Origin of the sequence: Pseudomonas kribbensis, from assembly GCF_003352185.1 — a bacterium.
In the GTDB taxonomy this organism is placed as follows: domain Bacteria; phylum Pseudomonadota; class Gammaproteobacteria; order Pseudomonadales; family Pseudomonadaceae; genus Aquipseudomonas; species Aquipseudomonas kribbensis.
On the sequence record NZ_CP029608.1, the window covers coordinates 3,600,698 to 3,626,353 of the forward strand.

Annotated in this window: 29 protein-coding genes; 21 read left to right on the forward strand and 8 right to left on the reverse strand. The window is 61.6% G+C overall.

Features of this window, described 5'->3' with window-relative positions; all coding sequences use genetic code 11:
* Nucleotides 1-15: 15 nt before the first annotated feature.
* The gene (locus tag DLD99_RS16325; protein ID WP_114883597.1) at nt 16-1,044 is read right to left on the reverse strand and encodes a WD40/YVTN/BNR-like repeat-containing protein; all 1,029 of its coding nucleotides are present in this window, start codon (nt 1,042-1,044) and stop codon (nt 16-18) included.
* A 325-nt stretch (nt 1,045-1,369) separates the two neighbouring features.
* Here DLD99_RS16325 and DLD99_RS16330 point away from each other — a divergent pair, with 325 nt between their 5' ends.
* The 7 genes from DLD99_RS16330 to DLD99_RS16360 are packed head-to-tail and all read left to right on the forward strand — an operon-like array spanning nt 1,370 to nt 6,580.
* A complete protein-coding gene (locus DLD99_RS16330; RefSeq protein WP_007957412.1) occupies nt 1,370-1,960 on the forward strand; it encodes an amino acid synthesis family protein in 591 nt (196 codons plus the stop codon).
* Nucleotides 1,961-1,993: 33 nt separating this feature from the next.
* The gene (locus tag DLD99_RS16335) at nt 1,994-2,827 is read left to right on the forward strand and encodes an alpha/beta fold hydrolase (RefSeq protein ID WP_114883599.1); all 834 of its coding nucleotides are present in this window, start codon (nt 1,994-1,996) and stop codon (nt 2,825-2,827) included.
* A complete protein-coding gene (locus tag DLD99_RS16340; RefSeq protein WP_114883601.1) occupies nt 2,824-4,305 on the forward strand; it encodes an aldehyde dehydrogenase in 1,482 nt (493 codons plus the stop codon). The genes DLD99_RS16335 and DLD99_RS16340 overlap by 4 nt, the downstream gene beginning before the upstream one ends.
* A gap of 12 nt (nt 4,306-4,317) precedes the next feature.
* Nucleotides 4,318-4,803, forward strand: coding sequence for a flavin reductase family protein (locus tag DLD99_RS16345; protein WP_085711335.1), 486 nt, complete (start codon nt 4,318-4,320; stop codon nt 4,801-4,803).
* Nucleotides 4,804-4,814: 11 nt separating this feature from the next.
* Nucleotides 4,815-5,204 carry a carboxymuconolactone decarboxylase family protein gene (locus DLD99_RS16350; RefSeq protein ID WP_007957404.1) on the forward strand — a complete coding sequence of 130 codons (390 nt, stop codon included), beginning with the start codon at nt 4,815-4,817 and terminating at the stop codon, nt 5,202-5,204.
* A gap of 58 nt (nt 5,205-5,262) precedes the next feature.
* Nucleotides 5,263-6,015, forward strand: a complete 753-nt coding sequence (locus tag DLD99_RS16355; protein WP_074688591.1) for a GntR family transcriptional regulator — start codon at nt 5,263-5,265, stop codon at nt 6,013-6,015.
* A gap of 1 nt (nt 6,016) precedes the next feature.
* Nucleotides 6,017-6,580 carry an NUDIX hydrolase gene (locus DLD99_RS16360; RefSeq protein WP_114883603.1) on the forward strand — a complete coding sequence of 188 codons (564 nt, stop codon included), beginning with the start codon at nt 6,017-6,019 and terminating at the stop codon, nt 6,578-6,580.
* Nucleotides 6,581-6,637: 57 nt separating this feature from the next.
* On the opposite strand, the gene DLD99_RS16365 is transcribed toward DLD99_RS16360, so the two are convergent.
* A complete protein-coding gene (locus tag DLD99_RS16365; protein ID WP_244220743.1) occupies nt 6,638-7,120 on the reverse strand; it encodes a hypothetical protein in 483 nt (160 codons plus the stop codon).
* Nucleotides 7,121-7,259: 139 nt separating this feature from the next.
* Nucleotides 7,260-7,553 (reverse strand): DUF1330 domain-containing protein, encoded by a 294-nt coding sequence (locus tag DLD99_RS16370; RefSeq protein WP_114883605.1) that lies wholly within the window; start codon nt 7,551-7,553, stop codon nt 7,260-7,262.
* Between the two features lie 65 nt (nt 7,554-7,618).
* Here DLD99_RS16370 and ribBA point away from each other — a divergent pair, with 65 nt between their 5' ends.
* The 5 genes from ribBA to DLD99_RS16395 all read left to right on the forward strand — a co-directional run bounded on the left by ribBA (nt 7,619) and on the right by DLD99_RS16395 (nt 12,852).
* On the forward strand, nt 7,619-8,728 hold the full coding sequence (gene ribBA / locus DLD99_RS16375) for a bifunctional 3,4-dihydroxy-2-butanone-4-phosphate synthase/GTP cyclohydrolase II (RefSeq protein ID WP_085711338.1): 1,110 nt from the start codon (nt 7,619-7,621) through the stop codon (nt 8,726-8,728).
* 166 nt (nt 8,729-8,894) lie between these two features.
* Complete coding sequence (locus DLD99_RS16380; RefSeq protein ID WP_114883607.1) at nt 8,895-9,920, forward strand: ABC transporter substrate-binding protein; 1,026 nt, start codon at nt 8,895-8,897, stop codon at nt 9,918-9,920.
* Nucleotides 9,917-10,864, forward strand: coding sequence for an ABC transporter permease (locus DLD99_RS16385; protein ID WP_162803528.1), 948 nt, complete (start codon nt 9,917-9,919; stop codon nt 10,862-10,864). The genes DLD99_RS16380 and DLD99_RS16385 overlap by 4 nt, the downstream gene beginning before the upstream one ends.
* 6 nt (nt 10,865-10,870) lie before the next feature.
* The gene (locus DLD99_RS16390; protein ID WP_085711341.1) at nt 10,871-11,680 is read left to right on the forward strand and encodes an ABC transporter permease; all 810 of its coding nucleotides are present in this window, start codon (nt 10,871-10,873) and stop codon (nt 11,678-11,680) included.
* 17 nt (nt 11,681-11,697) lie between these two features.
* On the forward strand, nt 11,698-12,852 hold the full coding sequence (locus DLD99_RS16395) for an ABC transporter ATP-binding protein (RefSeq protein ID WP_114883611.1): 1,155 nt from the start codon (nt 11,698-11,700) through the stop codon (nt 12,850-12,852).
* 62 nt (nt 12,853-12,914) lie between these two features.
* On the opposite strand, the gene map is transcribed toward DLD99_RS16395, so the two are convergent.
* Together map and DLD99_RS16405 are read right to left on the reverse strand one after the other, a co-directional pair.
* On the reverse strand, nt 12,915-13,706 hold the full coding sequence (gene map / locus DLD99_RS16400; protein WP_114883612.1) for a type I methionyl aminopeptidase: 792 nt from the start codon (nt 13,704-13,706) through the stop codon (nt 12,915-12,917).
* Nucleotides 13,703-13,963, reverse strand: a complete 261-nt coding sequence (locus tag DLD99_RS16405) for a ParD-like family protein (protein ID WP_114883614.1) — start codon at nt 13,961-13,963, stop codon at nt 13,703-13,705. Before DLD99_RS16405 ends, map begins: the two co-directional genes overlap by 4 nt.
* 296 nt (nt 13,964-14,259) lie before the next feature.
* On the opposite strand from DLD99_RS16405, the gene DLD99_RS16410 reads away from it, so the two are divergent.
* The 6 genes from DLD99_RS16410 to yecR all read left to right on the forward strand — a co-directional run bounded on the left by DLD99_RS16410 (nt 14,260) and on the right by yecR (nt 20,088).
* On the forward strand, nt 14,260-15,195 hold the full coding sequence (locus DLD99_RS16410; RefSeq protein WP_114883616.1) for a Ppx/GppA family phosphatase: 936 nt from the start codon (nt 14,260-14,262) through the stop codon (nt 15,193-15,195).
* Between the two features lie 259 nt (nt 15,196-15,454).
* Nucleotides 15,455-16,831 carry a pyridoxal-phosphate dependent enzyme gene (locus DLD99_RS16415; protein ID WP_085711346.1) on the forward strand — a complete coding sequence of 459 codons (1,377 nt, stop codon included), beginning with the start codon at nt 15,455-15,457 and terminating at the stop codon, nt 16,829-16,831.
* Nucleotides 16,828-18,006, forward strand: a complete 1,179-nt coding sequence (locus DLD99_RS16420; RefSeq protein ID WP_114883617.1) for a cystathionine gamma-synthase — start codon at nt 16,828-16,830, stop codon at nt 18,004-18,006. The genes DLD99_RS16415 and DLD99_RS16420 overlap by 4 nt, the downstream gene beginning before the upstream one ends.
* Nucleotides 18,007-18,662: 656 nt before the next feature.
* Entirely contained in the window at nt 18,663-19,097 is a 435-nt protein-coding gene (locus tag DLD99_RS16425; RefSeq protein WP_162803495.1) for a hypothetical protein, read from the forward strand.
* 323 nt (nt 19,098-19,420) lie between these two features.
* Nucleotides 19,421-19,735: a hypothetical protein gene (locus DLD99_RS16430; RefSeq protein ID WP_114883619.1), complete on the forward strand. Its 315-nt coding sequence runs from the start codon at nt 19,421-19,423 to the stop codon at nt 19,733-19,735.
* Nucleotides 19,736-19,779: 44 nt separating this feature from the next.
* On the forward strand, nt 19,780-20,088 hold the full coding sequence (gene yecR, locus DLD99_RS16435) for a YecR family lipoprotein (protein WP_007950440.1): 309 nt from the start codon (nt 19,780-19,782) through the stop codon (nt 20,086-20,088).
* Here the strand turns inward: yecR and DLD99_RS16440 are convergent.
* Nucleotides 20,060-21,697 (reverse strand): ATP-binding response regulator, encoded by a 1,638-nt coding sequence (locus DLD99_RS16440; RefSeq protein WP_114883621.1) that lies wholly within the window; start codon nt 21,695-21,697, stop codon nt 20,060-20,062. The two genes, yecR and DLD99_RS16440, sit on opposite strands and share 29 nt — an antisense overlap.
* 113 nt (nt 21,698-21,810) lie before the next feature.
* Between DLD99_RS16440 and DLD99_RS16445 the strand changes: the two genes are divergently transcribed.
* The gene (locus DLD99_RS16445; RefSeq protein ID WP_114883623.1) at nt 21,811-22,416 is read left to right on the forward strand and encodes a LuxR C-terminal-related transcriptional regulator; all 606 of its coding nucleotides are present in this window, start codon (nt 21,811-21,813) and stop codon (nt 22,414-22,416) included.
* A 12-nt stretch (nt 22,417-22,428) separates the two neighbouring features.
* On the opposite strand, the gene DLD99_RS16450 is transcribed toward DLD99_RS16445, so the two are convergent.
* The gene (locus DLD99_RS16450) at nt 22,429-22,704 is read right to left on the reverse strand and encodes a DUF2798 domain-containing protein (RefSeq protein ID WP_085711351.1); all 276 of its coding nucleotides are present in this window, start codon (nt 22,702-22,704) and stop codon (nt 22,429-22,431) included.
* Between the two features lie 130 nt (nt 22,705-22,834).
* On the opposite strand from DLD99_RS16450, the gene DLD99_RS16455 reads away from it, so the two are divergent.
* Nucleotides 22,835-23,758, forward strand: coding sequence for a LysR family transcriptional regulator (locus tag DLD99_RS16455; protein WP_114883625.1), 924 nt, complete (start codon nt 22,835-22,837; stop codon nt 23,756-23,758).
* A gap of 3 nt (nt 23,759-23,761) precedes the next feature.
* On the opposite strand, the gene DLD99_RS16460 is transcribed toward DLD99_RS16455, so the two are convergent.
* Entirely contained in the window at nt 23,762-24,760 is a 999-nt protein-coding gene (locus DLD99_RS16460; RefSeq protein WP_114883627.1) for a bile acid:sodium symporter family protein, read from the reverse strand.
* Nucleotides 24,761-24,844: 84 nt separating this feature from the next.
* Between DLD99_RS16460 and DLD99_RS16465 the strand changes: the two genes are divergently transcribed.
* Nucleotides 24,845-25,633, forward strand: a complete 789-nt coding sequence (locus tag DLD99_RS16465) for an AraC family transcriptional regulator (protein ID WP_085711354.1) — start codon at nt 24,845-24,847, stop codon at nt 25,631-25,633.
* The last annotated feature ends 23 nt before the right edge of the window (nt 25,634-25,656 follow it).

Consider the following 25,656-nt stretch of genomic DNA (forward strand, 5'->3'; position numbering starts at 1 on the left):
TATTATTGATTCGGCTCATTTGCCCAGCTCGGTGCCGTTGGGCGTGGTGGTGTGGACGCCACCCTGCCCGCTCAGGATCAGGTTGCCGTTGCCGGCGGCGGTGACCGACGACAGCGAGATGCGATCCGGGCGGTTGAACACGCTGAAGGTTTCACCGTTGTCACTGCTGCTGATCACCGTGCCGCCGTTACCGACGATGATGATGGAGCCGTCGTCGAGCCGCGTCGCTCCGGAAAGGCCGAACTCCAGCGCACCGCGTGCAGCCTTGAGTTCAACCTGTTGCCAGGTGCTGCCGAAATCGGTGGAGCGGTAGAGGTTGCCGCGCAGCCCGTAGGCCAGCAGCGTGGAAGGCTGGGCCGTGCCGATCACACCGAACAGCGAGCCTTGATAAGGGCCTTCGATTTTTTCCCAGGTCTGGCCCCAGTCGGCGGAACGGAACATCGCGCCCTGCTCGCCCACGATGAACAGCCCGGCGTCCTTGACGGCGGCAATGGCGTTGAGGTGGAACTGGTCCTGGTTGTCGAGGCGGTCGCTGACGTCTTGCCAGTTTTTGCCGCCGTCGGTGGTTTCCAGCAATGCGCCGTAGGCACCTACGGCCAGGCCGTTGTTGACGTCCTTGAACCAGAGGTCGAGCAGCGGCGATTCGCGCTTGAGGTCTTCGAACTGTTTGGTCCAGGTCTGGCCGCCGTCTTCACTGGCGAGGATCTGCGCGTCATGGCCGACGGCCCAGCCGTGTTTGTCATCGACGAAATACACAGCCGTCAGCAACTGCCGGCTCGGCACCTTGGCCTGGGTCCAGGACTTGCCCTGGTCGTCGGAGTAGAGAATGTGCCCGCGATCCCCGACCGCCACCAGCCGTGAACCGGCGTGAACGACATCGAGCATCAGGCTTTTCGGGGCCTTGGCCGATTCGATGGCGTAGACCACGTCGGCGGGCGCTTCGGCAGCCAGTACGGGCACCGACAAGGTGGCAAAGCCCAGCAGAGAGAGTGCTGTGGCCAGCAACGCGGTGTTGCGAAACGCCGGCGGGCGGCAACGACTCATAGACCTTCCCCTATTTATTATTGTTAGGCCATTCGGCCTTCAAGGGCGCCGCAAGTGTGCTTCGGCGACGGCTGGTCAGAAGCATAGTCCTGAAACCCGCAATCCAGAGCCACTTCGGAAGCTGGCTCATCCTATCGGGCATTCGAAACGTCTGACAATCGGCGCAACGTTATCTTTTGTTAACCGAAAGGGATTACAGCGGCGGCTGAATGCGCGGGCATTCGTCCGACTGATGGAAGGGAATCTTGCGTGGGGGACTTGCACGATCGGTATTATGGTATACCATCAGACGCACAGACACTCTTTATCCCCTACGGAGCAGCTCATGAGTTTCGAAATTCGCAAGATCGTCAGCTATGTCGAAGAGACCTTCATTGAAGGCGGCAAGGCTTCCGACACCCCGGTGACCATGGTGGGCCTGGCCGTCGTGATGAAAAACCCGTGGGTCGGCAACGGCTTTGTTGAAGACCTCAAGCCGCAGATCCGTGCCAACTGCTCCGACCTCGGCGCGATGATGGTCGAGCGTCTGGTAGGCATCATCGGCGGCGCCGAGAAGATCGAGGCTTACGGCAAGGCTGCGGTGGTCGGTGCCGATGGCGAGATCGAACACGCCTCGGCGGTGATCCACACCCTGCGCTTCGGCAACCACTACCGCGAAGCGGTCAAGGCCAAGAGCTACCTGAGCTTCACCAACAAGCGCGGCGGTCCGGGCACTTCGATCCAGATCCCGATGATGCACAAGGACGACGAAGGCCTGCGCTCGCACTACATCACCCTGGAAATGCAGATCGAAGACGCCCCGCGCGCCGACGAAATCGTCGTGGTGCTCGGTTGCGCCGACGGTGGTCGCCTGCACCCGCGCATCGGTAACCGCTACATCGATCTGGAAGAACTGGCCGCCGAAAAAGCCCAGTAATCACAATAAAAAAAGGCATTGCAGGAGCGCTCCATGATTCGGCCTACCGCTGAACTCACCCCGGCCGGCACCAGTTATCTGGCGACCGGCCAGGGCCACCCCGTGGTGTTGATCCACGGCGTGGGCCTGAACAAAGAAATGTGGGGCGGCCAGATCGTTGGCCTGGCCACGCAATACCGGGTGATCGCCTACGACATGCTCGGCCATGGCGCCAGCCCGCGTCCGGCCAGCGGCACCGCCCTGCTCGGTTATGCCGATCAGTTGCTGGAGCTGCTCGACCACCTGCAATTGCCGCTGGCATCGGTGATCGGTTTTTCCATGGGCGGTCTGGTGGCGCGGGCGTTTGCCCTGCATTACCCGGAGCGCCTGAAAAGCCTGGTGGTGCTCAACAGCGTGTTCAACCGCAGCGAAGAGCAGCGCGCCGGCGTCATCGCCCGCACCGCCCAAGCCGCCGAACACGGGCCGGATGCGAATGCCGAAGCGGCGCTGTCGCGCTGGTTCAGTCGTGAATATCAGGCGGCCAACCCGGCGCAGATCGCCGCGATCCGCCAGACCCTCGCCGGCAATGACCCGCAGGGTTACCTGACCACCTACGAATTGTTCGCCACCCAGGACATGTACCGCGCCGACGACCTGGGCAGCATCCAGGCGCCGACGCTGATCGCCACCGGCGAGCTGGACCCCGGATCGACCCCGGAAATGGCCGAGCAACTGGCCGCGCGCATTCCCGGCGCGAAGGTTGCCGTGCTGCCCGAGCAACGGCATATGATGCCGGTAGAGTCGCCTCGGCTGGTGAACCAGACGCTGCTGGAATTTCTCGAAACCGCACACGCCCGACAAAACCATATAAAGGGGATCGTTGCATGACACTCGCACGCTTCCAGATGTGCATCGGCGGAGAATGGGTCGACGCCCTCTCCGGCAAGACTTTCGAAAGCCTCAACCCGGCGCTGGCCGAGCCTTGGGCCGTATTGCCCGACGCCGATGAAGCCGATGTCGAACGCGCCGTGCAAGCCGCGCAAACCGCCTTCGACAGCCCGGCATGGCGCGGCCTGACCGCCACCGCGCGCGGCAAACTGCTGCGTCGCCTCGGTGACCTGATCGCCGAAAACAAGGAACAACTGGCGCAGCTGGAAAGCCGCGACAACGGCAAACTGATCCGCGAGACCCGGGGTCAGGTCGGTTATCTGCCGGAGTTTTTCCACTACACCGCCGGCCTTGCCGACAAGCTCGAAGGCGGCACCCTGCCGCTGGACAAGCCCGATCTGTTTGCCTACACCGTGCACGAAGCCATGGGTGTGGTCGCCGCGATCATTCCGTGGAACAGCCCGCTTTATCTGACTGCGATCAAACTGGCGCCAGCCCTGGCCGCCGGCAACACCATCGTGATCAAGCCGTCCGAGCACGCCTCGGCGACCATTCTGGAACTGGCGCGCCTGGCCCTCGAAGCCGGAATTCCGCCGGGCGTGGTCAACGTCGTCACCGGTTACGGCCCAAGCACGGGCGCCGCCCTCACCCGTCATCCATTGATCCGCAAGATCGCCTTCACCGGCGGCGCGGCCACGGCCCGGCATGTGGTGCGCAGCAGCGCCGAGAACTTCGCCAAGCTGTCGCTGGAACTGGGCGGCAAGTCGCCGAACATCATTTTTGCCGACGCCGATCTCGACAGCGCGATCAACGGCGCCATCGCCGGGATTTACGCGGCGTCCGGCCAGAGTTGTGTATCCGGTTCGCGGCTGCTGGTGCAGGATGAGATCTACGACGAGTTCGTCAGCCGACTGGTGGAGCGTGCCCAGCGCATCCGCATCGGCAGTCCGCAGGACGACAACAGCGAAATGGGCCCGATGGCCACCGCGCAGCAACTGGCGGTAGTCGAAGGTCTGGTGGCCGACGCCATCGCCGAAGGCGCGCGTCTGCGCCTGGGCGGCAAGCGGCCGAGCGGCGTGGGTGACGGCTGGTTCTATGAACCGACGCTGTTCGAGTGCGACCGCAACTCGATGAAGATCATGCAGGAAGAAGTTTTCGGTCCGGTGGCTTCGGTCATCCGCTTCAAGGACGAAGCCGAAGCGCTGGCGATTGCCAACGACTCACAGTTCGGCCTTGCCGCCGGCATCTGGACCCGAGACCTGGGCCGCGCCCATCGCCTGGCCCGGGACGTGCGCTCGGGGATCATCTGGGTCAACACCTACCGCGCAGTGTCGGCGATGGCACCGATCGGCGGCTTCAAGAACAGTGGCTATGGACGCGAAAGCGGCATCGATTCGGTGCTGGCCTACACCGAACTGAAAACGGTGTGGATCAACCTCTCTCAGGCGCCGATGCCTGATCCGTTTGTGATGCGCTAGGAGTCCTGCGACATGATCGAACCCGGCATTTACAAAGACGTCATGAGCTCGTTTCCGTCCGGAGTCACGGTGGTCACCACCCTCGACCCGGACGGGGGCATCGTCGGCATCACCGCCAGCGCCTTCAGTGCGCTGTCGATTGATCCGGCGCTGGTGCTGTTCTGCCCCAACTACGCCTCCGACACCTACCCGGTGCTACGCGACAGCAAGCGTTTCGCGATCCATTTGCTGTCCGCCGACCAGACCGCCGAGGCCTACGCCTTCGCCGGCAAAGGCAAGGACAAGGCCAACGGCATCGACTGGCACCTGAGCGAACTGGGTAACCCGATCCTCGCCAAGGCCACGGCGATCATCGAGTGCGAACTGTGGCGCGAATACGACGGTGGCGATCACGCGATCATTGTCGGCGCGGTGAAGAACCTGATCCTGCCGGCGCAACCGGTGACGCCAATGATCTATCACAAGGGCAAGCTCGGCGCCTTGCCGACACTGGGCTGAGCGGAGGACACATGAGCAACGAAAAGTATGAGCAAGGCCTGAAGATCCGCACCCAGGTGCTGGGCGAAGCCTATGTGCAGCGCTCGATCGAGAACGCCGACGACTTCACCCGCCCGCTGCAGGAAATGGTCACCGAATACTGCTGGGGCCACGTCTGGGGACGCGAGGGTCTGTCACTCAAAGAGCGCAGCATGATCAACCTGGCGATGATCTCCGCGCTGAACCGCCCGCACGAACTCAAGCTGCATGTGCGCGGCGCCTTGCGTAACGGCCTGAGTCGTGAGCAAATACGCGAAATTCTGCTTCAGGTCGGTATTTATTGCGGCGTCCCGGCAGCCGTGGACAGTTTCCGGCTCGCCCGTGAAGCCTTCGCCGAAGCCGACGCCGAGGCCTCCAGTTAACCCCTCGGCTGTTTGAATGCCCGTCTGGCATGGACAGCCAACTTAAAGAGCGGACCCCATGAAACGCCTGCCACTCGACGACAGCTTCAAGGTCAATCGCAACCCCGTCACCCTGCGCGAAATCGTGCTGGATAAACTGCGAAGCGCCATCATGAACTTCCAGCTGCTGCCGGGCGATCGCCTGGTGGAGCGCGATCTGTGCGATCGCCTGGGCGTGAGCCGTACGTCGGTGCGCGAAGCCTTGCGTCACCTGGAATCCGAAGGCCTGGTGGAGTTCGCCGACGCCAAGGGCCCGCGCGTGGCGATCATCACCCTCGCCGATGCCGTCGACATCTATGAGCTGCGCTGCGTGCTCGAAGGCCTGATCGTCCAGTTGTTCACCCTGCGCGCCAAGGCCAAGGACATCAAGGCCCTGGAAAAAGCCCTCGACGAGAACCGCAAGGCACTCAAGGACGGCGAGCTGCAGCAGGTGATCGACTCGGTGCAGGGTTTCTACGACGTGCTGCTGGAAGGCTCCGGCAACCATGTCGCGGCCACACAGTTGCGTCAGTTGCAGGCGCGCATCAGCTACCTGCGGGCGACCTCGGTGTCCCAGGAAAACCGTCGCGGCGCGAGCAACCAGGAAATGGAAAAAATGGTCGAGGCGATCAAGAGCGGCGATGCGCTGGCGGCGCATCAGGCGTGCGTCGATCACGTCCGCGCTGCGGCTGCCGTGGCCCTCGATTATCTGAAGCGCAAACAGGAAGAGACCGGCGCCACACCGGCGATCACCCTGCCCATCGCGCTGAAAGAACCACGCATAGGTCACTGACATGTTCAGCCCGAGCTTTTGCCCGAAATGCGGTGGCGCCGACCTCGGTCAGCAAGTGCCGCCGGGCGATACGCACGAGCGCCTGATGTGCCGCGGCTGCGGCTACATCCACTATGTGAACCCGAAAATCATCGCCGGCTGCATCATCGAGCAGGACGGCAAATACCTCTTGTGCCAACGGGCGATTCCCCCGCGCCCGGGCACCTGGACCCTGCCCGCCGGTTTCATGGAAAGCGGCGAAACCACCGAACAGGCTGCCCTGCGCGAAGTCTGGGAAGAAAGCGGCGTACGCGCGGAAATCGTCTCGCCGTACTCGATCTTCAGCGTGCCGAAGATCAGCGAGGTCTACATCATCTTCCGCGCCCTCGCACTGGAAATCACCGGCCAGTACGGCCCGGAAACCCGGGACTGCAAATTCTTCGCCCCCGAAGACATCCCGTGGGAGCAGATCTACTACCCGGCAATCCGGCAGATCCTCGAACGCTACATCGAGGAACGCCAGGCCGGGGTGTATGGCATGTACATGGGCAATGACGACAGCGGCAAGATTCATTTCATGCGTTGATCAGCCGTCACTTGCAAGAGATACAGAGCCCGGCCCGATTCCTCGGTAGATAGGTGCTCAATCCGGCATCGCACGAATGATATCCGCCAGATCATCTTTGGTGATTTCATTGGCTTTGAGAGCAGCGGAGATGTCTTTTTTGGAGAGCGGGAAACGCTTGAAAATGTCTTTCAAGGTATCGGCATCAATATTGGCCAGCCAAAGAGGATCGATAAAAGAACCGCCATATTCAGGCTTCATTGGGACCTCTTCGTGGGCAATGGCACCTTTGTGATTCAGATACACAACATAACGATCGTGCCCTTCAGGAAAGCTTTTATCGTGATATAGCGTTGTTCCCATCGGCAGGACATAGTAATTGTCATCGCCGCCTTGCCCTTCGATCAGCAGTGGCTCTTTGGTTTTAATCATCTCCAGATCGCGTCCCTTCGCACTGTTCCCGAAAATCAGAAAAGCCAGAAAGACTGCATTTACAAATAGAGCAGCCACCAGCCAGAGGCCTACTCGCCTACCTGCAAACATTCCTTTTGTCATGCGCATCAATATTCCCCTAGAGCACATCGTGAAAAACCGCAGGCATTAAATTCCGTCCGGCGGACGATCTCCTGATCCAGAAAAAATATCAAAAGATCGCGGCCGCGTTCGATTCTGTAGTTCCTGCGGATTTGCAGGCAAGACGTTACGGCGCCATCCCCTCCACAATAACGATCTCCGCCCTCGCCCACTCCTCGCGATAGCTCTTCGCTTCCTGATACGCCGCCGAGCGGTAGCACGCCACCGCCTGCTCGTAGCTGTCGAATTCAATCACCACGCTGCGCTGCGGCGTCGCCCTGCCTTCCATCGCTTCGCTGCGCCCGCCTCTGGCCAAGAACTTCGCGCCGAACTCGGCGAACGCCTTCGGCGCGCGCTGGGTGTATTGGCTGTAGTGATCGGGATCGGTGATGTCCACGTGAGCAATCCAGTACGCCTTCATAGTGACCTCTTGGTTGATTTTGTATTATGGTATACCACGAATTTCATCCCTATCGAGAGTCCAGCATGGCCTTCAACAGCATCGAAGAAATCATCGAAGATTATCGCCTCGGCAAAATGGTGTTGCTGGTCGATGACGAAGACCGGGAAAACGAAGGCGACCTGCTGCTGGCCGCCGACCGTTGCACGCCCGAGGCGATCAGTTTCATGGCCCGTGAAGCCCGGGGGCTGATTTGCCTGACGTTGACCGACGATCATTGCCAGCGCCTGGGGCTGGAGCAAATGGTGCCGAGCAATGGCAGCGTGTTCAGTACCGCGTTCACGGTTTCCATCGAAGCGGCGGTCGGTGTGACTACGGGCATTTCTGCTGCCGACCGCGCCTGCACGGTGGCTGCTGCGGTGGCGCCGAACGCACGCGCAGAAGACCTGGTGCAGCCCGGCCATATCTTCCCGCTGCGCGCCAAGGAAGGTGGCGTGCTGACCCGCGCCGGTCACACCGAGGCCGGTTGCGATCTGGCGCGGCTCGCCGGGTTCACGCCCGCCTCGGTGATCGTCGAGGTGATGAACGACGACGGCACCATGGCCCGCCGCCCTGATCTGGAAGTCTTCGCCCGTAAGCACGGGATCAAGATCGGCACCATCGCCGACCTGATCCACTATCGCCTGAGCACCGAACACACCATCGAGCGCATCGGCGAGCGGGAGTTGCCGACGGTGCATGGCACCTTCCGTTTGATCACCTTCGAAGACCGCATCGAGGGTGGTGTGCACATGGCGATGGTCATGGGCGAACTGCGCCGTGAAGAGCCGACGCTGGTGCGCGTGCATGTGATCGATCCGCTGCGGGATCTGGTCGGTGCCGAATACAGCGGGCCGACGAACTGGACGCTGTGGGCAGCGCTGCAACGGGTCGCGGCCGAAGGGCATGGTGTGGTTGTGGTGCTGGCCAATCATGAATCGTCGCAGGCGTTGCTGGAGCGGGTGCCGCAACTGACTCAGCCGCCACGGCAGTTCAGTCGCTCGCAGTCGCGGATCTATTCGGAGGTCGGCACCGGGGCGCAAATTCTGCAGAACCTGGGCGTCGGCAAGCTGCGCCACCTGGGCCCGCCGCTGAAATATGCCGGTTTGACCGGCTACGATCTGGAAGTGGTCGAGAGCATTCCGTTCACCGAATAACCCCGTTTGCCAGATAGCCGGTAAGGCAAAGTGCTTGCACAAAGTTTGGAATACCATAATATGATATTCCATAGACCGGACGACCTGAAAAACCGTCCAGCTACTGCTCCCGACAGGCGGGCAACAACGCAAGCCCGTTCAAAAACACAACAATGAGGGCGTAAAAATGGTGTTGAACAAAGCTGCAACCGCGATCTTTTTTGCGGGACTGCTGAGCGTGACCGGTCAGGCCGCGATGGCCGCCGAGAGTGTGAACTTTGTCAGCTGGGGCGGTAGCACCCAGGATGCGCAGAAACAGGCCTGGGCTGATCCGTTCAGCAAGGCCAGCGGCATCACCGTCGTGCAGGACGGCCCGACCGACTACGGCAAACTCAAGGCCATGGTCGAAAGCGGCAACGTGCAATGGGACGTGGTCGACGTCGAAGCCGACTTCGCCCTGCGCGCCGCCTCCGAAGGCCTGCTCGAACCCCTCGATTTCAAACAGATCCAGCGCGACAAGATCGACCCGCGTTTCGTCAGCGACTACGGCGTCGGTTCGTTCTTCTTCTCCTTCGTCCTCGGCTACAACGAGGGCAAGCTCGGCGCCGGCAAGCCGCAGGACTGGAGCGCGCTGTTCGACACCAAGACCTACCCCGGCAAACGCGCCCTGTACAAATGGCCGAGCCCCGGCGTGCTTGAACTGGCTCTGCTCGCCGACGGCGTGCCGGCCGACAAGCTCTACCCGCTGGACCTGGATCGCGCCTTCAAGAAACTCGACACCATCAAGAAAGACATCGTCTGGTGGGGCGGCGGCGCCCAGTCGCAGCAACTGCTGGCCTCCGGTGAAGCGAGCATGGGCCAGTTCTGGAACGGCCGGATTCATGCCCTGCAAGAAGACGGCGCACCGGTGGGCGTGAGCTGGAAACAGAACCTCGTAATGGCTGACATCCTGGTCGTGCCAAAGGGTTCGAAAAACAAGGACGCGGCGATGAAGTTCCTGGCCAGCGCCAGCAGCGCGAAGGGCCAGGCCGACTTCTCCAACCTGACCGCCTACGCCCCGGTCAACGTCGACAGTGTGCAGCGTCTGGATTCGACGCTGGCCCCGAACCTGCCGACTGCCTACGCTAAGGATCAGATCACTCTTGATTTCGCGTACTGGGCCAAGAACGGCCAGGCCATCGCGACACGGTGGAACGAATGGCTGGTCAAATGAAAATGGCGGCCACCGCGTCCCGTCCCTCCACTGCCACCGGGAGCGCCGCCAGCGCTGCCGGGTCGGCCGCCGGAAAAAAGGCCAGTGCCATGGCGCCAGCCCCGTCCCTCAAGCAACGCTGGCGCGGCGCCGGCAACCTCGCGCCGGCGCTGCTGTTCCTCGGCCTGTTCTTTCTCGCGCCGTTGATTGGCCTGCTGTTGCGCGGCGTTCTCGAACCGGTGCCGGGGTTTGGCAACTACGAACAACTGTTCGCCAACTCGGCGTACGCACGGGTGCTGTTCAACACCTTCTCGGTGGCCGGACTGGTGACGGTGTTCAGCCTGCTGCTGGGCTTCCCGCTGGCCTGGGCAATCACCTTGGTGCCGCGCGGCTGGGGTCGCTGGATCCTCAACATCGTGCTGTTGTCGATGTGGACCAGCCTCCTCGCCCGCACCTATTCGTGGCTGGTGTTGCTGCAGGCTTCGGGCGTGATCAACAAGGCGCTGATGGCGCTGGGCATCATCGATCAACCGTTGGAAATGGTGCACAACCTGACCGGCGTGGTGATCGGCATGAGCTACATCATGATCCCGTTCATCGTGCTGCCGTTACAGGCGACCATGCAGGCCATCGACCCGATGATCCTGCAGGCCGGCTCGATCTGTGGCGCCAGTCCGTGGACCAACTTCTTCCGGGTGTTCCTGCCGCTGTGCCGGCCGGGCCTGGCGTCCGGCGGGTTGATGGTGTTCGTGATGTCGCTCGGTTACTACGTCACCCCGGCGCTGCTGGGCGGGGCGCAGAACATGATGCTGCCGGAGTTCATCATTCAGCAGGTGCAATCGTTCCTCAACTGGGGGCTGGCCAGCGCCGGCGCCGCGTTGCTGATCGTCATCACCCTGGTGCTGTTCTACTTCTACCTGAAGCTTCAGCCGGAATCCCCGGTTGGCGCCAGTAACGCGAGGTAAGCCGACATGCTCCTGACTCCCAATGCCATGAGCCGCCGGATGCGCTTCGGCCTGTACGCCACCACCGGGCTGATCGCACTGTTTCTGCTGCTGCCGATCGTGTTCATCGTGCTGCTGTCGTTCGGCTCGTCCCAGTGGCTGGTGTTCCCGCCACCGGGCTGGACGCTGAAATGGTACGGCCAGTTCTTCTCCAACGCCGACTGGATGAACGCCGCGGCGGCCAGCCTCAAGGTCGCGGTGCTGACCACGATCTGCGCCGTGGCCCTCGGTTTGCCGACTGCCTTTGCGCTGGTGCGCGGACGCTTCCCCGGCCGGGAAATGCTCTACGGCCTGTTCACCCTGCCGATGATCGTGCCGCTGGTGATCATCGCCGTGGCGGTGTACGCGCTGTTCCTCAAGCTCGGCTACACCGGGACGATGTTCGCCTTCGTCGTCAGCCATGTGATCGTCGCACTGCCGTTCACCATCATCTCGATCATCAACTCGCTGAAGCTGTTCGATCAGTCGATTGAAGACGCGGCGGTGATCTGCGGGGCGTCACGCCTGCAAGCGGTGTTCAAGGTGACCTTTCCGGCGATTCGTCCGGGAATGGTCGCCGGCGCCCTCTTCGCCTTTCTGGTTTCGTGGGACGAAGTGGTGCTCAGCGTGATGATGGCCAGCCCGACCCTGCAAACCCTTCCCGTGAAAATGTGGACCACCCTGCGTCAGGACCTGACGCCCGTCATCGCCGTCGCTTCGACGCTGCTGATCGGCCTGTCGGTGTTGGTCATGGTGATCGCCGCCGCGCTGCGCCGGCGCAACGAAATCAGCGCCTGAGCGCCCAGGAGTACGACATGAGTGCCGTGATCAAAGACGCATCCCTGCAGAACGACAAACCCCTGGTCAGCCTGCGCAACCTGAACAAGCACTACGGCGATTTCGCCGCCGTGGACAACATCTCGCTGGACATCAAGGACGGCGAATTCCTGACCTTCCTCGGCTCCAGCGGATCGGGCAAAAGCACCACGCTGTCGATGCTCGCCGGCTTCGAAACCCCGAGCAGCGGCGAGATCCTGGTCAACGGCCAGTCTCTGGTGAATGTGCCGCCGCACAAGCGCGACATCGGCATGGTGTTCCAGCGCTATTCGCTGTTCCCGCATCTGTCGGTGCGCGACAACATCGCGTTCCCGCTGGCGATCCGCAAACTCGCGGCGGCCGAGCGTGACAAGCGTGTCGATGCGATGCTGAAACTGGTGCAACTCGAACAATTCGCCCACCGCCGCCCTTCGCAACTGTCCGGCGGCCAGCAGCAACGGGTCGCCATCGCTCGCGCTCTGGTCTACGAGCCACGCATCCTGCTGATGGACGAACCTCTGGGTGCGCTGGACAAGAAGCTGCGCGAAGACTTGCAGGACGAGTTGCGCCAGTTGCACCGCCGCCTCGGCATCACCATCGTCTACGTGACCCACGATCAGGAAGAAGCCATGCGCCTGTCCCAGCGCATCGCGATTTTCAGTCACGGCAAGATTGTCGGGCTCGGCAGCGGTTATGACCTGTACCAGAATCCGCCGAATGCGTTTGTCGCGTCGTTCCTAGGCAACTCGAACTTCCTCAAGCTCAAGGCACAGGGCAACGGGGCGGCGAGTTTTGAAGGCCAGTCGCTGTCGATCCGGCTAACCGCTGGATTGCAGACCGGGCAGGATGTTTTGCTGATGGTGCGCCCGGAAAAGGCTTTGGCGTTGAGTGCGCAGCAAGCGGCGAGTGAATCGTTGGCGGCGGGCTGGAACGAGGTTTCGGCGAAGGTGGTCGAGGTGCTGTTTCTGGGCGAGAGCCAGACTTGCAGTGTGGTCACTTCGGGCGGGACTTCGATGACGGTGAAAGCATTGTCGGCGGCGGGTATGCCGTTGAAGGCTGGGGATCCGGTGCAGGTGCGCTGGGCGACGGCTGATGCCTGCGTCTATACCGAGTGGGCCGAAAGCGATCTGAACAAAGCCGCGGGTGCTCACTGACCTGCGGACTTTTCGCGTGTTACTTGCGGCCACCGCAACGTCGGGTTGCGGTGGCCTTTTTTTCAAGCGATGGCCGTCAAACCTTCGATCTGATCAGGCCATACCGTCAACACCTCAAACCCGTCCTCCGTCACTGCCACCATGTGTTCCCACTGCGCCGACAGCGAGCCATCCTTGGTCAGCACGGTCCAGCCATCCGGCATGTTCTTCACATGGCGCTTGCCGGCGTTGAGCATCGGTTCGATGGTGAAGATCATCCCCGCCTTCAGCTTCAGGCCCTGATTCGGATAACCGTAATGCAGTACTTGCGGCTCATCGTGATAGACCTTGCCGATCCCATGCCCGCAGTACTCGCGCACCACGCTGAAGCCTTCCCTCTCCGCCAGGCTCTGGATCGCATGGCCGATGTCACCCAACGTGGCGCCCGGACGTACCACGCGAATACCGGCGCACATGGCCTCGTAGGTAGTCTTGATCAGATGCTGCGCCTCGGGCGAGGCCTGGCCGACCACGTACATGCGGCTGGTGTCGCCGAACCAGCCGTCCTTGATCACGGCGATGTCGAGGTTGAGGATGTCGCCATCCTTCAACGGCGTGCCCGATGGAATGCCGTGACAGACCACATCGTTGACCGACGCGCAGACGGTTTTCGGGAAGCCGTGATAACCGACGTTCGCCGGAATCGCCTTCTGCACATTGACGATGTAATCGTTGCACAACTGGTCGAGTTGATCGGTGGTGACGCCAGCCTTGACGTGCGGCACCAGCATCGCCAGCACCTCGGCGGCCAATTGCGCAGCCACACGGGATTGGGCGATCTCGGCCCGGGTGTTGATCTTGATCGGATTTCTCATGCCTTGGCTGCCTCTTGAACCGGGGTGTTCTGCGCGGCATCGGCCAAGGCACAGATTTGTTGCAGATCCAGACCACCGGCTTGCTCGGCGCGAATCAGCAAGCGGCAAATGGCGTGGTGATCGAGGTCGGGATACAGCTCGGCGAGCATGCCGATGCGCATCCAGTGCTCGGCCTGCGCGTTGATCGAGCGGCTCAGTGCGTTACTGGAAATGCGCAGATTCTCGTGCATGTCCTCTGAAATCTTTACGATGCCCATGGCAAAATCCGATATGGAATATATATGGAACGTATATTAATCGGGCATTCCTTCGAATTGCAAATTTCGCTGAGCACTCAAATCGCAGGCAAAAAAAAGCTGCCAAAGTTGGCAGCCAAAATCATGAAAAGCACGCGATGTATTGAGGGCAAGTATGGGCACCCGATAATGACAGTGTCATGACAGCGCTAAATTCATTGAACCGCCCTCCCCGCGTCATCAGGTTGTCATCGAAGCCATTGCAGAATCCTCGCAAACCGCCCGGGCCTGGGGCGGTGGATTTTGCAAGGACTCCCATGAAAGAAGACGCCTCGCTGTTTGCTGCCATCGATCTCGGTTCGAATGCGTTTCGCATGATGATCGGTCAGTCGGTCCGCAGTAGAAAAGGCTTCATGATTCAGGAAGTGAAAACCTTGCGTGAACCGGTGCGGCTGGCGGAAGGATTCGATGGTCGGGCACTGGACGAAATGGCGCTGGATCGCGGCTGGCAGGCCCTGGCGCGATTCGGCAAAAAGCTGCGCGGTTTCGAGCCGGGACGTGTGCGGGCGGTGGCCACCAGCGCCGTGCGCGAGGCCGACAATGCCCAGTTGTTTCTCGGCAGTGCGGAGCGGCATCTGGGCTTTCGCATCGATGTGATTTCCGGGCATGAAGAAGCGCGTCTGGTCTACGCTGGTGTGGCCCACACCTTGCCGGTCGCCGATGACATGCGTCTGGTGGTGGACATTGGCGGCGGCTCCACCGAACTGATCCTCGGCCAGGGTTCGCAGCCATTACTGACCGAAAGCATCGCCATCGGCAGCGGCACCTTGAGCGCACGTTACTTTCGCAATGGCGACATTTCCCCGGGCGCCCTGCAAGAGGCTGAGCGGGTGGCCATCCTGCAATTCGAAAAGGTCGCCCGCCGCTATCGCGCCCAGGGCTGGCAGCAGACCATCGGCTCCTCGGGAACGGCACGGATGTTGGCCAAAGTGCTCAAAGCCAATCGCCTGAACGACTTCGGTCAGGGCGGCATCACCTACGGCGGCCTGCTGCGGCTGTCGCTTCGCCTGCTGGAAGTCAGCAATGTGCGGCAATTGAAACTCGCCGGCCTGCAATCCCATCGCCAGAGCATTCTGCCCGGCGGTCTGGTCGTCATGCTCGCCGCCTTCAAGGTGTTCGGCATCGCGCAAATGGAGCCATCGGAACCCGGTTTGCGGCTGGGTGTTCTGCACGGCCTGATGAGCAACCACTGATCGGTTTTCGCTGCCGGATATTCATCGTCAGATCAAGCCGTTCATGATGCTGAAGACGCCCTTTGAATACTCGATGACGCCTCTGTGTAAACCTCGGTAAATCGCTTCCTTCCCTTCTCTGATTTCGTTCTATGGTTAGATCGAAATGGCTGAATTGCACGCTGACTAATGGTTGCGACAGTTGATGTCTGCGCCTATGTTGCACGCGAGCTTTTCCCCCGCGAATGGAACGCGATCAACACCACAAAGAGGTGAAGAAATGTCAAAGGAATCACGCCCTGCCGTACTTGGGCTGATCGGCAATACTCCGCTGGTACAAGTCACTCGCTTCGATACCGGCCTGTGCACCCTGTTTCTCAAGCTCGAATCCCAAAACCCCGGCGGCTCGATCAAGGATCGCATCGGCCTGGCGATGATTGACGCCGCCGAGCGCGACGGTCGCCTGCAACCCGGCGGCACCATCGTTGAAGCGACTGCCGGCAACACCGGCCTGGGCCTGGCACTGGTGGGCCGCGCCAAGGGTTACCGCGTCGTGCTGGTGGTGCCGGACAAGATGTCCACGGAAAAAGTCCTGCACCTCAAGGCCATGGGCGCCGAAGTGCACATCACCCGCTCCGATGTCGGCAAGGGCCACCCCGAGTACTATCAGGACGTCGCCGCCCGTCTGGCGAAAGACATTCCCGGCGCGTTCTTCGCCGACCAGTTCAACAACCCGGCCAACCCGCTGGCCCACGAATGCAGCACCGCGCCGGAAATCTGGGCGCAGACCGAGCATGATCTGGATGCCATCGTGGTCGGCGTCGGCTCCGCCGGTACGCTGACCGGCCTGACCCGTTTCTTCAAACGCGTGCAACCAGACCTCGAGATGGTCCTGGCCGATCCGGTCGGTTCGGTCATGGCTGAATACAGCCGCAGCAAGCACCTCGGCACTGCCGGTTCGTGGGCGGTGGAAGGTATCGGCGAAGACTTCATTCCGTCGATCACCGACCTGTCGAGCGTACGCAGCGCCTACTCGATCAGCGACGAAGAAAGCTTCGATCATGCCCGCCAGTTGCTGCGCTCGGAAGGCATTCTCGGTGGCTCGTCTACCGGCACCCTGCTCGCCGCCGCGCTGCGTTACTGCCGTGAGCAGACCGTGCCGAAACGTGTGGTCAGCTTCGTCTGCGATACCGGCACCCGCTACCTGTCGAAGGTCTACAACGACCAGTGGATGACCGATCAGGGCCTGTTGCAGCGCAAGCGCTACGGCGACCTGCGCGACCTGATTGCCCGCCGCTTCGAAGACGGCAAAGTGGTCAGCGTCGGCCCGGACGACACGCTGATGACCGCGTTCCAGCGCATGCGCCTGGCGGATGTTTCGCAACTGCCGGTGCTGGTGGAAGGCAAACAACTGGTCGGTGTGATCGACGAATCGGACATTCTGGTGCGCGTACACGAAGATGCCACGCTCTTCAGCAAACCCGTCGCCAGCGCGATGACGGACAAACTGCAAACCCTCGCCCCCGCCGCGACCCTGGCTGAACTAGAAGCCGTGCTCAGCAGCGGCCTGGTGGCGATCATTGCCGACGCCTCGGGCTTCCACGGCCTGATCACCCGCGTCGACATGCTCAACCAACTACGGAGATCCCTTGCATGAGTCAGCCCGACAAGAACGCCCGCCCGCAGGGTTTCGCCACTCGCGTGATCCACGCCGGGCAGACGCCGGACCCGACCACCGGCGCGCTGATGCCGCCGATCTACGCCAACTCCACCTACCTGCAAGACAGCCCCGGCGTGCACAAGGGTTTCGACTACGGCCGCTCGCACAACCCGACGCGTTTTGCCCTGGAGCGCTGCGTGGCGGATCTGGAAGGCGGCACCCAGGCGTTCGCCTTCGCTTCCGGGCTGGCGACGATTTCCACCGTGCTCGAACTGATCGATGCCGGCTCGCACATCGTCTCCGGCAATGACCTGTACGGCGGCACCTTCCGCTTGTTCGACAAGGTGCGCCAGCGCAGCGCCGGTCACCGCTTCAGCTACGTCGATCTGGCCGACCTGTCGGCGTTCGAGGCTTCGCTGCAGGACGACACGCGCATGGTCATGGTGGAAACCCCGACCAACCCGCTGCTGAGTCTGTCGGATCTCGCCGCCATCGCGCGCATCTGCAAGGCCCGCGGGATCATCTGCGTGGCCGACAATACCTTCGCCAGCCCATGGATCCAGCGTCCGCTGGAGCTGGGATTCGACATCGTGCTGCACTCAACCACCAAGTACCTGAACGGTCACTCCGACGTGATCGGCGGCATTGCGGTAGTCGGTGACAATCCTGCTCTGGCCGAGCGTCTGGGCTTCCTGCAGAACGCCGTCGGTGCGATTTCCGGCCCGTTCGACGCCTTCCTCACCTTGCGCGGCGTGAAGACCCTGGCGCTGCGTATGGAGCGTCATTGCAGCAACGCACTGGAACTGGCGCGCTGGCTGGAGCAACAGCCGCAGGTCAAACGCGTCTACTATCCGGGTCTGGAATCCCATCCGCAGCATGAACTGGCCAAGCGTCAGATGCGCGGTTTCGGCGGGATGATTTCCCTGGATCTGAACAGTGATCTGGCAGGCGCCCGGCGCTTCCTGGAGAACGTGCAGATCTTCGCCCTGGCCGAAAGCCTCGGCGGCGTGGAAAGCCTGATCGAGCACCCGGCGATCATGACCCACGCCACCATCCCGGCCGAAACCCGCGCCAAGCTCGGCATCGGTGACAGCCTGGTGCGCCTGTCGGTGGGCGTCGAGGATATCGAGGATCTGCGTGCGGATCTGGCGCAAGCCCTGGCCAGCATCTAACCCGCAGAAACGTCAAAGCCCGCACGAAGCGGGCTTTGGTGTTCGAGCAGGCGGCCAGTGCTGGTCTCTGGCTTACGAGGTTTCTCAGGACTCCCACAGTACAGGCAATGTGCTCTGCTGCTTCACACGGCATAAGGGCTGGAACCCAGCGCGGGGTTCTTTCTAACCGTGTACCCTTCGGAACGCGCCCAACGCTTCCTCGCTATCCGCTTGCGCATCAGTCTGCGTCTTCGCCTACATTCTTGAGCCTAGCAAACACGCTGCTTTGCGCTACGCGGCTTTTAGATTGATTTTCTTCTAGCGCTTGCCTGCAAGGAAGTTAACCGACTATCGCCTTCGCGCTCCCCGGACCTGCCACCCGATCGGGGCGAACTATACTTTTTCAGTTCGCTGTTCAGGTTTCATGCAAAACGTCGACACCCGTGCGCCTCGCGGCGCGCCCGTGCCAATCGCCAATCTGGTTAACCCCGGGGCCAACGAGCCACACCGTCAACCGACGGGCAATGCTCGGATGCTGGGTGGCTGATGGGTCGTGGAGAAAATCATGAAACACAAGCTTTGGTCAGGCATGGTCCTGGCAGTCGCGGCAACGGTGGTGGTGATGCCCGAAGTCTGGGCGGCGCAGGCGCAGGCTGTGGCGTCTGACGGGGCGGATCATGTCGGCGCAGGTTCGGTTGCCTCGGATGGTTCGGATCACGTTGGCGCCAAGGCCGTCGCGTCTGACGGTGCCGATCATGTGGGGGCTGGTGCCGTTGCTTCCGATGGTGCTGATCATGTGGGCGCCGGGGCAGTTGCTTCCGATGGTGCCGATCATGTGGGCGCTGGCGCAGTCGCCTCCGACGGTGCCGATCATGTGGGCGCCGGCGCAGTCGCTTCCGATGGCGCAGATCACGTGGGTGCTGGAGGGATTGCCTCTGATGGTGCCGATCACGTGGGCGCTGGCGCAGTCGCTTCCGATGGCGCCGACCATGTGGGTGCCGGGGCAGTCGCCTCTGACGGTGCCGATCACGTGGGTGCTGGCGCAGTCGCTTCCGATGGCGCCGATCACGTCGGCGCTGGCGCAGTCGCTTCCGATGGCGCAGATCACGTAGGCGCTGGCGCAGTCGCTTCCGATGGCGCAGACAAGGTAGACGCCAGACGGCTCGCCTACTCTCGCCGTGGCGTAGGCTCTGACCAGGTCGCTTCCGCTCTCATGACCGGCAGTTATTCAGACCAGTTCAACAGTCCTCAGTAATGCTTTTCGGCGCGACCGGCGCCCTGCCGGTTGCGCCGCACTAGCACATTTGTGCTAATCGACCACCCCGTTCCCTGGCGTTATATTCCCTCGCAACCCCCGACACTCCCCAACATTGCCGCTGCGCAGTGCGCGGGATCGTTGTGCCTGGAAAAACAACAACACCAAGGAAGCAACACCATGAACCTGTACCTCAACTTCGCCAGAATCACGGTGCTCGGTGCCCTGCTTATCGGCGCCACCGGTTGCCAGACCGCCAAGCCCACCGAAGACAGCATGCGCGAACGGGCCCAGACTGTCATCGGCAAACCGGTCTCCAAAATCGGCAACATCCGCAACGACAGCACCCTGACCTACTACACCGCCTACACCGCCGCCGGCGAATACAACTGCGAACTGCCCAGTGGCGCAATCATCGCGGTCGCCAGCATGGGCATCATGACGCCTCCGCTGTCCTGCCTGCCCAAAGGCGCGTCGCCGATTCCGGTCCAGTAAACCGTTACACCGCCTTCTCATCCGGTAAAGGATTCCGTTCGATCATGAAAACACTCATCGCCACCCTCAGCCTCGCCGCCGTCGTGCTCACCGGCTGCGCCACACCGAAACAATGGGAAGCCACCGGCGGCAGCAAAACCGATGGCGTCGTCCAGGTCTCCTATGAACTGGGCCAGTTCGAAAGCGGGCAAACCTCTGCCGCCCAGGGATTGGCCACGGCTGAAGGACGCTGCAAGGTCTGGGGCTACAAGAGCGCCGAAGTATCCGGCTCGGAGAAAAACATCTGCCGCACCATGGGCCAGTACAACTGCCTGCAAACCACCATTACGCAGGACTATCTGTGTAAGCGCTGACCGCTTCGGTCTGCCGGTCGCGCAACGCACGCAAGGTCGCGCGCAGCTCGGCCGGGCGCACCGGTTTGGACAGTATGGCAATCTGGCGGTCATGCAGGGCCGCCTGGATTTTTTCGATGTCGTGCCCGGTGATGATCATGGCCGGCACCGCAAAACCCCGCTGACGGCGAACTTCATCGATGCACTCGATACCGGTGCTGTGCGAGCCGAGGTCATAGTCGGCGACGATGATGTCGCAATCGGTGACCAGCCCCTGCCCCGTCAGTTCGGCCTGCACGACGCAACCCCAGCGCTCCAGCAACGCCGAGGTCGCCAGCAGAACGTTATGGTCATCCTCCACCAGACACACCTTCAACCCCGTCAGCAATCCGACCTGACGAACCTCGTCCCGACTGACCGGCAACTGCGGCGCCACCCGTGACAAACCCTGCAGCGTCACGCCCGTACCGTGCCCCAGCCGAGAACGAATCAACACATCGACACCAATCATCTGCCCCAGCCGCTTGACGATCGACAGGCCCAGCCCCACGCCTTCAACGTCCTTGTCACGCAATTGACGAACCCGATAAAACTCCTCGAAAACCCTGGGCAGATGTTCCTCCGCGATGCCGCTGCCACGGTCATACACCACGATGGCCAACCCTGCACCCTTTCTGCGCACGCCCACCAGCACCGGCCGCTGCGCGCCATATTTGAAGCAGTTGGACAGCACGTTCTGCACCATGGTCGCCAGCAAGGCCGGATCAGTGCGCACCCAATGCTCGCAACGGTGCAGACGTAATTCCACACCCGCCCAACGTGCAGCCTCGGCATTCTGGCGAATCAGTTCCGTCAGCCACTGCCCCAGCTCCAGCGTTTGCATCCTGGGTTGAACCCGGCCGTTATCAAGGGTGTACAGATCGAGGATCGAGCGGAAAAGCTGCGACACGTTGAGCAGCGAACGGTCGATGTTGTCCACCAGCCGCCGCTCGTCCTCGCCCAGCCGTGACTCGCGAAGACATGCGGTAAACAGGCCGATGGAGTGGATCGGCTGGCGCAGGTCATGACTGGCCTGGGCCAGGAATCGCGACTTTTCCAGATTCGCCGCGACGGCTTCTTCAGATGCCTTGCGCGTGCGCTCCAGCAGCAAGTGCGCATACACCGGAATCACCGTGCTGGTGATCATCAGCATCAGCACCATGAACGGTTGCGCCTGCCAGTACGGCGTCAACCGATAGACCGCCAACAACGCAAGCAACGCCAGCACGGTGGCAATCGCCAGATAGCGCGAGCCATAGCGCATGCCGTTGCCGAGGTTGACCCAGACCATGACGGCATAGATGGGCAGCGCCGCCTCACCTCCGACCACCAGCCCGAAGCAGGTGCCGGTGTAATCGTGGACCATGCCGAATATTCGCCGCGCCGGATAATGCCCCGGCCAACGCACGATGGCCTGACGCAGCCCGACCGAGGCCAGCAAAAACAGGGCAATGTAGGTGATCACCGGCAGATAGGTATCGAAGCGCTGGCCCGGCAGGAAACCGAGCACGCCCATGTAAACCAGCGCGATACTGGCGATGATGATGCGCAGATTGGCCTGGTCGAGCTCGGTGTTCTTTTCGAACTTCATGGGGAACGTCCTTGTGCGGCAATCGTCAGAATCAGCACGAACCGACAGGCAACGCCTTCGCCCGGTGCTAAGGTGCACGCCGTGAGAAATGTCGACCCAGGGAGGGTTGAGCCATGACATGCCGAATCATCATAGCCGACGATCATCCGCTGTTTCGCGAAGCGATGGTGCGCACGGTAAGTCGTCTGTTGCCTGAGGCGCAGATCGAAGAAGCCGGCGATCTGGAGGCGGTGCTCGCCCTGCTGCCATCCGGCGATGAGCCGGACACCTTGATCCTCGATCTGCGCTTCCCCGGCCTGACTTGCGTCAGCCAGCTCGGCGAGCTGCGTCGGCGCCTGCCACGCACCACGCTGATCGTGGTGTCGATGGTCGATGACGAGGCACTGATCGGCGAAGTCATGGCGGCGGGCATCGACGGTTTCATCGGCAAGAACATTGCCCCCGACGAGATCGGCGAGGCGATCCTGGCGATCCGCGAAGGCGAAGTGCTGGTGAAGTTCGCACCGTCGGGCCTGCTTCCGCTGGAAACCGGCGCCGCCCTCACCCCGCGTCAGCAGGATGTGCTGCGGCTGATCGCCCAAGGCAAGACCAACAAGGAAATCGCCCGTGAACTGGATATCTCCCCGTTCACGGTGCGGATTCATGTGTCGTCGTTGTTGCGGGCATTGAATGTGCCGTCGAGGGCGGCGGCAGCGGTGAAATATTCCGGGGCGATGTAGCTTGTTCCTGGGTCAGCGGTGCGGGTGTACCGTCAACGCCACCAGTTTCACCACGATTGGCCGGACCACCAGGATGCACAAAAACGCCACGGGCATTGCCAGTTTGTAGGCGTGCAGTGCATTGCTAAGGTAGTCCGACTCAATGCCGGAGTTCGCTGCGGTGATCACCAGTGACATCAGGAACGCCATGATGGTCGCCATGTACAACGCGAACACGTACGGCGTGGCACGGGCAGACAGCTTGCGCGGGCTGAGTGCGGCGGTGGTTGAGGGGAGTCTCTGATTCATGTCGGTCCTTGTTGTTTGAAATGCTCGGGCGTCGAGCACCCTAACAACCCGACCATCCGGAAACTAGACGGATCATCGTGAGGACTTTATAAACAAAATCTTATGAGTATTCAGTGACCGGGATCCGCACATGAATCTGCTGGGTGCAATCGATTGCTTTATCAAAGTCGTTGAGGCGGGATCGATCGTCGGCGCCGCAAAAGTCCTCGGGGTCAGCGCTGCCGCCGTCAGCCAGACGCTCAACCGCCTGGAGGCTCACCTCGACACACGCCTTCTGCAACGCACCACCCGCAGCATGGCGCTGACCGAAAGTGGCTCGGTGTACTTCGAGAAAGTGAAGCGTATCGCGCTCGATCTTGAGTCCGCACAGAGCGCCATCAGCCACCCCCAGACGCAACTTCAAGGCCACTTGAGCATCGCCTCCACCGCCGGATTCGGACGCCACGTATTGGCGCCGGTTATTGCCGGTTTCGCCGAGCGCTACCCGCAGCTGACGCTCGAGCTCTCGACCACCGACCGCAAGATCAATCACCTGCATGAAGGTATCGACCTGAGCCTGCGCATCGAGCCGCAACTGGAGGACGGCATCATCGCGCGCAAGGTCGCGACAGTGCCGTTCGTGATTTGTGCCAGCCCCGGCTATCTGCAAAGGGCCGGTTACCCGGCTACCCCGGAAGATCTTCCGCAGCACGCCTGCCTTGCGTTCCGTTACCCGCTGGACGGGCGCTTCCTGCGCTGGTGGTTCATCCGCGACGGTCAGCGCTTCGAAGCACCGATCAATGCAACCGCGATCAGCGACGACATCGATGCCCTGGCGCAGATGACGGCTCATGGCGCGGGCATTGCGCGACTGGCCGAATTCGTTGCCGCACCCTACCTGGAAAGCGGTGAACTCGTCCGGCTGCTTGAGCCCGGCGAAGGATCAAACGTTGCCGTCACTGCCCCTCTCGAAATCTACGCCTGCGTGCAGGAGCGCGCCGCCATGACTTCCAAGGTCAAGGCATTTACCGACTATTTGTTTGAGCATTTGCAAACACGCTGGCCCGTTCGCTGATCATCAAGGATCAACCTGCGCCATCAGTTCCTGCACCGACTCCTGTCGTTTCGCGTAACGCTGCGCCAGCACCGCGCAGACCATCAACTGGATCTGGTGAAACAGCATCAGCGGCAGAATCAGCACACCGATGGTACTGCCGGCAAATAACACCTGGGCCATCGGCACACCGGTGGCCAGGCTCTTTTTCGAGCCGCAGAACAGGATGGTGATGCGATCTTCCAGGTTGAAGCCGAACAACTTGCCCAGCAGCGTCGATGCCAGCAGCACCAGCCCCAGCAGGATGCAGCAGGCCACCACCAACCCCAGCAGGTCGATCACCGGAATCTGGTGCCAGATGCCTTCGTTGACGGCTTCACTGAACGCGCCGTAGACCACCAGCAGAATCGAACCCTGATCAACAAATTTCAGCCAGTTCTTGTTGCGGCCGACCCAGGCGCCGATCCAGCGGCGGGCGATCTGACCGGCGATGAATGGCAGCAGCAGTTGCACACTGATTTTCAGGATCGCGTCGACGGTCGAGCCGCCGTCGCCATGCACGTTCAGCAACAACGTCACCAGCAATGGCGTGAGAAAGATCCCGAACAGACTCGACGCCGCCGCGCTGCAGATTGCCGCCGGAATGTTGCCCCGGGCCAGCGAGGTGAAAGCAATCGCCGACTGCACCGTGGCCGGCAATGCACAGAGGTAAAGCATGCCCATGTACAGGTTGTCACCGATCATCGGCGACAACAGCGGTTTGAGCGCCAGCCCCAGCAGCGGGAACAGGACAAAAGTCAGGCCGAACACCAGCAGATGCAGGCGCCAGTGACCGGCACCGGCGATGATCGATTCGCGGGAAAGCTTGGCGCCGTGCAGGAAAAACAGCAGCGCAATCGCGATATTGGTCAGCCAGCCGAAGCCGACCGCGACCTGGCCGCTGGCAGGCAGGAAGCTGGCAAGCAGCACCACGGCGACGAGGGTCAGGGTGAAGTTGTCGGGCAAGAATCTTGGGCGCGTCATGGTTTGTTCATCCGGGGGTTGCCAGTACGTGGAAGCGACTCTAACGTGACTGGAAATTACCGACTAACGCCGAAGAGCCGCAAGATGCCGCCAAAAGGACACGACAAAAGCGTCAGACGCAGCATTCCCGGGCTGCCGAGCCTGCCGCGTCCGTTGTATGGACGCACTGAATCACTGCCCAATCGCGCCCTGACCCGCCGCCACAGTCATCCGTGGGTGCAATTGTCTTACGCGATCCAGGGCGTGCTCGAAGTGCAGACCGCCGCCGGTCGTTTCGTCGCGCCGCCAGAGCGCGCCGTATGGATTCCGGCGGGGGTGCCGCATCGGGTATTCAGTTCGCCGCACACGGAAATGCGCAGCCTGTACATCGATTGCAGCGTGGCGGGTTGGGCGCTGGAGCGTTGTCATGTGCTCGGCGTCAGCGATCTTCTGCGGGAGCTGATCCGGGCCTTCAGTCAGATTCCTGTCGAGTATGACCAGAGCGGCCCTCACGGACGCCTGGCGCAGGTGATCCTCGATCAATTGGCCGAAGCCCCGCAAATCGACCTGATGCTGCCACTGCCTCAGGACATCCGTTTGCGGCAGATCTACCAAAGTCTCGAGCAACATCCGGAACAGCAGACCACACTCAGTCACTGGAGCGAAAAGTTCGGCGTGACCGAGAAAACCCTCAGCCGGCTGTTCCTGCGCGACACCGGCCTGACCTTCCGCGCATGGCGCCAGCGCTTGCGTTTGCTGGGAGCGCTGACGCCGCTGGAGCGTGGCGAACGGGTCACCGAAGTGGCTCTGGCCTGCGGTTACGATTCGACATCGGCGTTCATTGCAGCCTTTCGCCAACAGTTTGGCGAGACGCCTGGAGAATTTTTTCGCTGATTTTTGTCGATATTTATCGAATT

What these genes read in the sequence shown, in the direction of transcription:
- DLD99_RS16460 (WP_114883627.1), bottom strand. Translation starts at nt 24,760, where the DNA reads ATGACGCGCCCAAGATTCTTGCCCGACAACTTCACCCTGACCCTCGTC.
- DLD99_RS16415 (WP_085711346.1), top strand. Translation starts at nt 15,455, where the DNA reads ATGTCAAAGGAATCACGCCCTGCCGTACTTGGGCTGATCGGCAATACT.
- DLD99_RS16365 (WP_244220743.1), bottom strand. Translation starts at nt 7,120, where the DNA reads ATGCGCATGACAAAAGGAATGTTTGCAGGTAGGCGAGTAGGCCTCTGG.
- ribBA (WP_085711338.1), top strand. Translation starts at nt 7,619, where the DNA reads ATGGCCTTCAACAGCATCGAAGAAATCATCGAAGATTATCGCCTCGGC.
- DLD99_RS16420 (WP_114883617.1), top strand. Translation starts at nt 16,828, where the DNA reads ATGAGTCAGCCCGACAAGAACGCCCGCCCGCAGGGTTTCGCCACTCGC.
- DLD99_RS16335 (WP_114883599.1), top strand. Translation starts at nt 1,994, where the DNA reads ATGATTCGGCCTACCGCTGAACTCACCCCGGCCGGCACCAGTTATCTG.
- DLD99_RS16405 (WP_114883614.1), bottom strand. Translation starts at nt 13,963, where the DNA reads ATGGGCATCGTAAAGATTTCAGAGGACATGCACGAGAATCTGCGCATT.
- yecR (WP_007950440.1), top strand. Translation starts at nt 19,780, where the DNA reads ATGAAAACACTCATCGCCACCCTCAGCCTCGCCGCCGTCGTGCTCACC.
- DLD99_RS16445 (WP_114883623.1), top strand. Translation starts at nt 21,811, where the DNA reads ATGACATGCCGAATCATCATAGCCGACGATCATCCGCTGTTTCGCGAA.
- DLD99_RS16455 (WP_114883625.1), top strand. Translation starts at nt 22,835, where the DNA reads ATGAATCTGCTGGGTGCAATCGATTGCTTTATCAAAGTCGTTGAGGCG.
- DLD99_RS16425 (WP_162803495.1), top strand. Translation starts at nt 18,663, where the DNA reads ATGTCGGCGCAGGTTCGGTTGCCTCGGATGGTTCGGATCACGTTGGCG.
- DLD99_RS16345 (WP_085711335.1), top strand. Translation starts at nt 4,318, where the DNA reads ATGATCGAACCCGGCATTTACAAAGACGTCATGAGCTCGTTTCCGTCC.
- DLD99_RS16450 (WP_085711351.1), bottom strand. Translation starts at nt 22,704, where the DNA reads ATGAATCAGAGACTCCCCTCAACCACCGCCGCACTCAGCCCGCGCAAG.
- DLD99_RS16385 (WP_162803528.1), top strand. Translation starts at nt 9,917, where the DNA reads ATGAAAATGGCGGCCACCGCGTCCCGTCCCTCCACTGCCACCGGGAGC.
- DLD99_RS16360 (WP_114883603.1), top strand. Translation starts at nt 6,017, where the DNA reads ATGTTCAGCCCGAGCTTTTGCCCGAAATGCGGTGGCGCCGACCTCGGT.
- DLD99_RS16370 (WP_114883605.1), bottom strand. Translation starts at nt 7,553, where the DNA reads ATGAAGGCGTACTGGATTGCTCACGTGGACATCACCGATCCCGATCAC.
- DLD99_RS16465 (WP_085711354.1), top strand. Translation starts at nt 24,845, where the DNA reads ATGCCGCCAAAAGGACACGACAAAAGCGTCAGACGCAGCATTCCCGGG.
- DLD99_RS16355 (WP_074688591.1), top strand. Translation starts at nt 5,263, where the DNA reads ATGAAACGCCTGCCACTCGACGACAGCTTCAAGGTCAATCGCAACCCC.
- DLD99_RS16380 (WP_114883607.1), top strand. Translation starts at nt 8,895, where the DNA reads ATGGTGTTGAACAAAGCTGCAACCGCGATCTTTTTTGCGGGACTGCTG.
- DLD99_RS16340 (WP_114883601.1), top strand. Translation starts at nt 2,824, where the DNA reads ATGACACTCGCACGCTTCCAGATGTGCATCGGCGGAGAATGGGTCGAC.
- DLD99_RS16390 (WP_085711341.1), top strand. Translation starts at nt 10,871, where the DNA reads ATGCTCCTGACTCCCAATGCCATGAGCCGCCGGATGCGCTTCGGCCTG.
- DLD99_RS16325 (WP_114883597.1), bottom strand. Translation starts at nt 1,044, where the DNA reads ATGAGTCGTTGCCGCCCGCCGGCGTTTCGCAACACCGCGTTGCTGGCC.
- DLD99_RS16330 (WP_007957412.1), top strand. Translation starts at nt 1,370, where the DNA reads ATGAGTTTCGAAATTCGCAAGATCGTCAGCTATGTCGAAGAGACCTTC.
- DLD99_RS16395 (WP_114883611.1), top strand. Translation starts at nt 11,698, where the DNA reads ATGAGTGCCGTGATCAAAGACGCATCCCTGCAGAACGACAAACCCCTG.
- DLD99_RS16430 (WP_114883619.1), top strand. Translation starts at nt 19,421, where the DNA reads ATGAACCTGTACCTCAACTTCGCCAGAATCACGGTGCTCGGTGCCCTG.
- map (WP_114883612.1), bottom strand. Translation starts at nt 13,706, where the DNA reads ATGAGAAATCCGATCAAGATCAACACCCGGGCCGAGATCGCCCAATCC.
- DLD99_RS16350 (WP_007957404.1), top strand. Translation starts at nt 4,815, where the DNA reads ATGAGCAACGAAAAGTATGAGCAAGGCCTGAAGATCCGCACCCAGGTG.
- DLD99_RS16440 (WP_114883621.1), bottom strand. Translation starts at nt 21,697, where the DNA reads ATGAAGTTCGAAAAGAACACCGAGCTCGACCAGGCCAATCTGCGCATC.
- DLD99_RS16410 (WP_114883616.1), top strand. Translation starts at nt 14,260, where the DNA reads ATGAAAGAAGACGCCTCGCTGTTTGCTGCCATCGATCTCGGTTCGAAT.